At 62.2% G+C, this 5,584-nt stretch carries 5 protein-coding genes; 2 read left to right on the top strand and 3 right to left on the bottom strand.

Annotation, left to right across the window (positions count from 1 at the left end):
* The 3 genes from ACYVDE_RS13360 to ACYVDE_RS13350 all read right to left on the bottom strand — a co-directional run.
* Positions 1–508 (bottom strand): hypothetical protein (locus ACYVDE_RS13360; RefSeq protein ID WP_460502043.1); only part of this gene is annotated, 508 nt, incomplete at its 3' end.
* A gap of 441 nt (positions 509–949) precedes the next feature.
* On the bottom strand, positions 950–2,563 hold the full coding sequence (locus ACYVDE_RS13355) for an RCC1 domain-containing protein (protein ID WP_460502042.1): 1,614 nt from the start codon (positions 2,561–2,563) through the stop codon (positions 950–952).
* Positions 2,564–3,130: 567 nt separating this feature from the next.
* Positions 3,131–4,132 carry a sugar phosphate nucleotidyltransferase gene (locus ACYVDE_RS13350; RefSeq protein ID WP_460502041.1) on the bottom strand — a complete coding sequence of 334 codons (1,002 nt, stop codon included), beginning with the start codon at positions 4,130–4,132 and terminating at the stop codon, positions 3,131–3,133.
* Positions 4,133–4,348: 216 nt separating this feature from the next.
* Between ACYVDE_RS13350 and ACYVDE_RS13345 the strand changes: the two genes are divergently transcribed.
* Both ACYVDE_RS13345 and ACYVDE_RS13340 read left to right on the top strand, forming a co-directional pair.
* Complete coding sequence (locus ACYVDE_RS13345; protein ID WP_460502040.1) at positions 4,349–4,927, top strand: LemA family protein; 579 nt, start codon at positions 4,349–4,351, stop codon at positions 4,925–4,927.
* Between the two features lie 91 nt (positions 4,928–5,018).
* Complete coding sequence (locus ACYVDE_RS13340) at positions 5,019–5,477, top strand: TPM domain-containing protein (protein WP_460502039.1); 459 nt, start codon at positions 5,019–5,021, stop codon at positions 5,475–5,477.
* The last annotated feature ends 107 nt before the right edge of the window (positions 5,478–5,584 follow it).

Genomic DNA, 5,584 nt, shown 5'->3' with positions numbered 1-5,584 from the left:
CGCCGGGTGCGGTGGCGGCCACGGCGGTGTCGGCCCGCTCGGGAGCCATCGCGGCCGAGACTTCACCCATGGGTGTGCCCGAGGTGACGTAATTGGTGAGGGCCGTTTCGAGGGCGGCCACGCGGGCCATGCGGGCGGGGTCTTTACGGCGGGCGGGCGAGTTTTTCAGCTTGCTCACAATGGCTTTGGCCAGGGCCGCCAGCCGGGCCGGGTTGTCCTTTTTGCCTTGGTAAATCGCACCCCGGCCCTCAATGGGCTGGTACAGAAGGCTGTACACCCGTAGGCTGTCGGGCCGGATGCTGGCGGCCAGCGCGTCGAGGTTGCCGGCCTCGCAGCGCACGGTGCTTTTCAGGTTGGGCCGGCCGGCGTCGTCGTATACGAAGCGCACCGTGGCGCACCACATCTGCACCTTGCTCTCGTCGAGCGAGGGCTGACCGAGGGGCGTTTGGGCGCGGGCGGTGAACAGCACGAGGGCCAGCAGAACGGCCAGAAAGGAACGGGAAATCATAAGCAGCGCGATTTTACCGGAAAAGTACGGGTTTGGGCGCTATTTATTATGGGTTTGGTGCAAGGCAGTGGGTTAATCGTTCCGACACTGGCACCTCGCACCCAGCCCCTCTCCCCAAGAGAGGAGAGCTACGGCGGCTCCGACTACGGTGCGGCCGGTTCGAGGGGCCGGAACTGCGGCGACCAAAGCAGCCGGAGTGGTGGCCGGTAGAGAAGCTGGCGAGGCAAAAGGGTTAGTAATTTACCGTTTACTATTTCGACCGTTTAGCTGAACCGCGTAGCGTCGTTACTTAAATGCTAACCTCTGTCAGCCCTTGCCAACCACTGAATCAGTGCGGCCCACCAACAACTGGTACCTGCCTCTGGTACTCGCCAAACGAAAATGCAAAAGGGCGGACCATACGGTCCGCCCTTTTGCATATGGCCGCGTTGTGCGGCTAACTTATTCCACCGTTAAGCGCATTCCCTGATTGCCAGCGTGCACCACGTACACGCCCAACGGCAGACCGGCTGGCAGCGTCAGGACAGCTGTGCCGGCGGCGTCGGCAAAAACAGTGACCATCGGGCGGCCCAGGGTATCAAACACCGTCACGGTCGTACCGGGTACCGCGCCCTTAAGCACGGCCCCATTGGTGGCGGGGTTCGGATAAAGGCTCAGGCCAGCCGCTGCACCCGGCAGGGCCACGGTACGCACGGGCGAGTAGCGAAAAGTGCCGTCTTGGTCCACCTGCCGGAGACGGTAATATAGCGTAGTGGCACGGCTGGGCAGCGTGGCGTCCAGCAATTCGTAGCTGCGCAGGCTGCTGCTGCTACCGGCTGCCGCCACCGTGCCAATGCGCCCGAAGGACTGCCCATCCAGGCTGCGCTCGGCCTCAAAGGCCAAGCTGTTCTTTTCCGAGGCTGTGGCCCAGGCCAGGCGCACCGCCCCTGCCGTGGGAGCCGCCGTGAAAGCCGTGAGCTCCACGGGCAAGGCGCCGTTGGGATTGAAGATGAGCAGCGGAAAATTGGTGCTGGACGGAATGCCCAGTTGGCTATAGTTATTCTGGCCTGCGGCCCAAAGGGTGCCGTCGGTGCGCAGGGCCACGCTGTAGTAGCTGCCCGTGCTGATGCTTTGCCAGGTAGCGGTACCCAGTTGCACGGGGGTGCTGTGCCGGGTGAGGGTGCCATCGCCGAGTTGGCCGTAGGCGTTGGTTCCCCAAGTCCACAGCGTGCCGTCGGTGCGCAGGGCCAGGCTGTGCGTATAGCCGGCTTGGATGCTGCGCCAAGTGGTGGCGGTGCCAATGCGGGAGGGGCTGGTTCGCAGGCCGCCGGTGCCGTCGCCACGCTGGCCGTAGGTATCATCGCCCCAGGCCCAGAGCGTGCCGTCGGTGCGCACGGCCAGGCTGTGGGACGTGCCTGCGCTCGCGCTTTGCCAGGTCGTGGCGGTGCCCACCTGCACGGGGAATGGCTTGTTGGTGGTGGAGTTGTCGCCGAGCTCGCCAAAGGCATTGCCGCCCCAGGAAACGAGGTAGCCGGCCGTCGTTACCGACAAGCTGTGCTCTTTGCCCGCGCTCACGGTGCGCCAGGTCGTGGCGGTGCCCACCTGCCCGGGCTGCCGGTCGTCGGTGCTGCTGGAGCCGTAATTGCCCAGCCGGCCAAACTGGTTGAATCCCCAGGTCCAGAGCGTGCCGTCAGCGCGCACGGCGGTGCTGAATTGGTAGCCGGCGCTCACACTTTGCCAGTTGCGGTCGGTGCCAACCTGCATGGGGCTGGACTGGTCCGTAATGGTGCCGTCGCCCAACTGGCCGTACTGGTTGCCGCCCCAGGCCCAGAGCGTGCCATCGGCGCTCAGGGCCAGGCTGAAGTTGGTGCCAGCGCTCACGGTGCGCCAGGTCGTGGCGGTGCCAATCTGGACGGGGGTCAGGCGGTCGGTCGTGGTGCCGTCGCCGAGTTGGCCGCTGCCATTGCCGCCCCAGGCCCAGAGCGTGCCATCGGGGTGAATGCTGAGGGAGTGATTATCGCCGGTAGCGAGGGAGTTGTTCTGCACTTGAGCACTTGCTCCTAGTGGAAGTAGCACAGTGAGCAAAAAAAGCAGGAAATAGCAAGTAGAGAAGTATTTCAAGCAGTAGTTGGTAAAGAAGTGGAAGGCTATAATTGGGCAAAGATATTGTCTCTGAGCACGCTTCCTGAGGAGGTCAAGAATTATTTATTCTAGGCTGTTTGATACGCTCGGCTGGCTACTGCGTCGGTGATGCCGTTGCTCATCTGCGTTTAGCCTGGCAGGGTGTTGTTATTGGTGTACTTGGCTAATACCATGGCAAAGCTGCTTCGGGTAGTTCTTTCATCGCCGAAGGTGAACCCGCAAACGCTCCTTTTCCTCAATCACCACACACCGGTATGCTACCCTCAGCGAAGGCCTCTTATTGCCCAGATTGAGTTCAAGAAACTCGTTCACGAATAAAAGTTTACAAAACGCCGAATTGGGATGAGTTTCTTGAACTCCACCCTTTCAACAAACGGGCTTATTCTGGAGAGTTGTTAGGAGGCTCAAACCGCTTCTCACGCTTACGCTCTATTCACACAAAGAAGCCCCGGCCGCACCAGCAGCCGGGGCTTCTCCCGATTCTACCATTCCTCTCAGCTTCTAGCTATAATCAATCTCCGTGTTGTCGCCGATGTTCAGCGAGTGGTTCATGCCGCGGAACGAAGCATCGGAGCCCACGATGCAGTTGCTCATCACGGCCGAGCGTAGCTCCGAGTAGCTCCCGATGATGGAGTCGCTGAGGATGGTGTGCTGGATGATGGTTTTGTCGCCGATGGCCACGTTGGGACCGATGATGGAGTGCGAAATCTGGCAGCCGCGCCCGATGCTGACGGGCGGAATGATGACGGCATCCGGAAACTCGGAGTAGTCGCGGCCGTCCAGAAACTCGGGGCGGTTCAGCAGGCGGGCATTGGCTTCGAGCAGGGTTTCCTTGCGGCCGCAGTCGAACCAGTTGTCCACCGGGCAGGTCGTCATCACCTCGCCCTCCTCGATGAGGTGCATCAGCGCGTCGGTGAGCTGCAGCTCGCCGTGGGTGCGCACGTCGGCGTCGTGCAGCCACTCCAGGGCCTGGGCCAGCTTCTCGGGGTAGGCTAGCTTGTAGAGGCCCACCATGGCGAAGTTCGACTTCGGAATCTTGGGCTTTTCCACCACTTTCACCACCCGGCCACCGGCCCCGGTTTCCACAATGCCGAAGCGGCTGGGGTCCTTCACTTCCTTCACGGCCAGCACGGTGCCGGGCGTGGCCATCAGGGCGGGCAGGTCCACGTCCACGATGGTGTCGCCGAGCAGGATGAGCACGCCGTCGGTATCGTGCCGAAACTCCTCACGGGCCAGCCACAGCGCGTGGCCAATACCCTCGCGCGGCTCCTGCACCACAAAGGTGGCGTTGAGGGCGGGGTAGCTGCGGCGCACGTAGCGCACGATTTTATCGCCCAAGTAGCCCACCACAAACACAAACTCGGTGATACCCGCGCCGGTGAGCCGGTCGATGAGGTGGCCCAGAATGGTGTTACCGGCCACCGGCACCAGGCTTTTGGGCTGGGTGTGGGTGTGCGGACGCAGGCGCGAGCCAATGCCGGCCACGGGAATTACGGCTTTCATGGGGTGGTGTAATGCAGCAGCGAAAGAAACGATAGAGAACGGGCCGGCGGGGCCGCCCACCCCCGCCTAAGCAGCAAGCTACAACTACAACCGCGAAGCTGCGTACTTTGGCGCACCGGGCTTAACCGTGAGCAGGGCCGCCGGGTTTCCGGGCCGGCCCTGGCCCCGGCCCACTTTCTCCCCACCAAACAACTAACCCCTTCTTACTTTTTTCTCATGAAACGTTTTCTTCTCTACTTCGCGGGCCTGGCCCTGTTGCTCACCCAGTCGTCGTGCGGCTTCAATGCCATGACCGAGAAAGACCAGGCCGTGAAAAGCCAGTGGGCCAACGTGCAGAGTGCCTACCAGCGCCGCGCCGACCTCATCCCCAACCTGGTGAACACCGTGAAAGGTGCTGCCAAGCAGGAGCAGGCCACCCTCACCAGCGTGATGGAAGCCCGCGCCAAAGCCACCAGCGTAAACGTGTCGGCCGACCAGCTCACCCCCGAAAACATCGAGAAATTCCAGGCCGCGCAGGCGCAGCTCTCGTCGGGCCTAGGCCGCCTGCTGGCCGTGTCGGAGGCTTACCCCGAGCTGAAAACCAACGCCAACTTTCAGGAGCTGCAAGCCCAGATTGAGGGCACCGAAAACCGCATCAACGTGGAGCGCAACAAGTTCAACGCCGTGACGAATGACTACAACGGCACGGTAAAATCCTTCCCCAACAACTTGTTCGCCAAGATGTACGGCTTCTCCGAGAAGCCCTACTTCGCCGCCGACCCCGCTGCCAGCAAGGCCCCGACGGTACAGTTTTAACTTTAATGAGAAATGAAGAATGAGGAATGATTGATGCCAATGCATCGTCTGCAATTCCTCATTCTTCATTTCTCATTCTTCATTTAAGAAAATGACTTCCCCCCTTACTCCCGCCGAGGATGCGGCACTGGTGGCGGCCATCCGCGCGGCCGAGGTGCAGACCTCGGGCGAAATCCGGGTGCACCTGGAAGACACCTGCCCCACTCCCGAGCCCCTCGACCGCGCCGCCCAGGTATTCGGCGAGCTGAACATGCACAAAACCGCCGCCCGCAACGGCGTGCTGTTTTACCTGGCCTGGCAAAGCCGGCAGTTTGCCGTAGTGGGCGACTCGGCCATCAACGCCGCCGTGCCCGACGACTTCTGGGAAGCCACCAAGGAAGCCGTGCTGGAGCATTTCCGGGGCGAGAAATACGTGGTGGGCCTGGAGCGCGGCATCAAGATGGTGGGCGAGCAGCTCAAGCGCTATTTCCCCTACGACGCCGCCACCGACGAAAACGAGCTCGACGACGCCATTTCTTTCGGCGGCCCCCAGCCGCCCGCCAACGCATGAATACGCCCCTGGCTGACGCCGCCTCGCTGATGCGGCCCGCCGCGAAAATTTCTTACGGCGCCCGGCGGTGGTGGGCCGGCCTGATGCTGGTGCTGGCGCTGCTGGCC

The organism is Hymenobacter agri (assembly GCF_054778495.1).
Note: the sequence above shows the minus strand (reverse complement) of the source record. Positions and strands in the feature narration are given on the sequence as shown.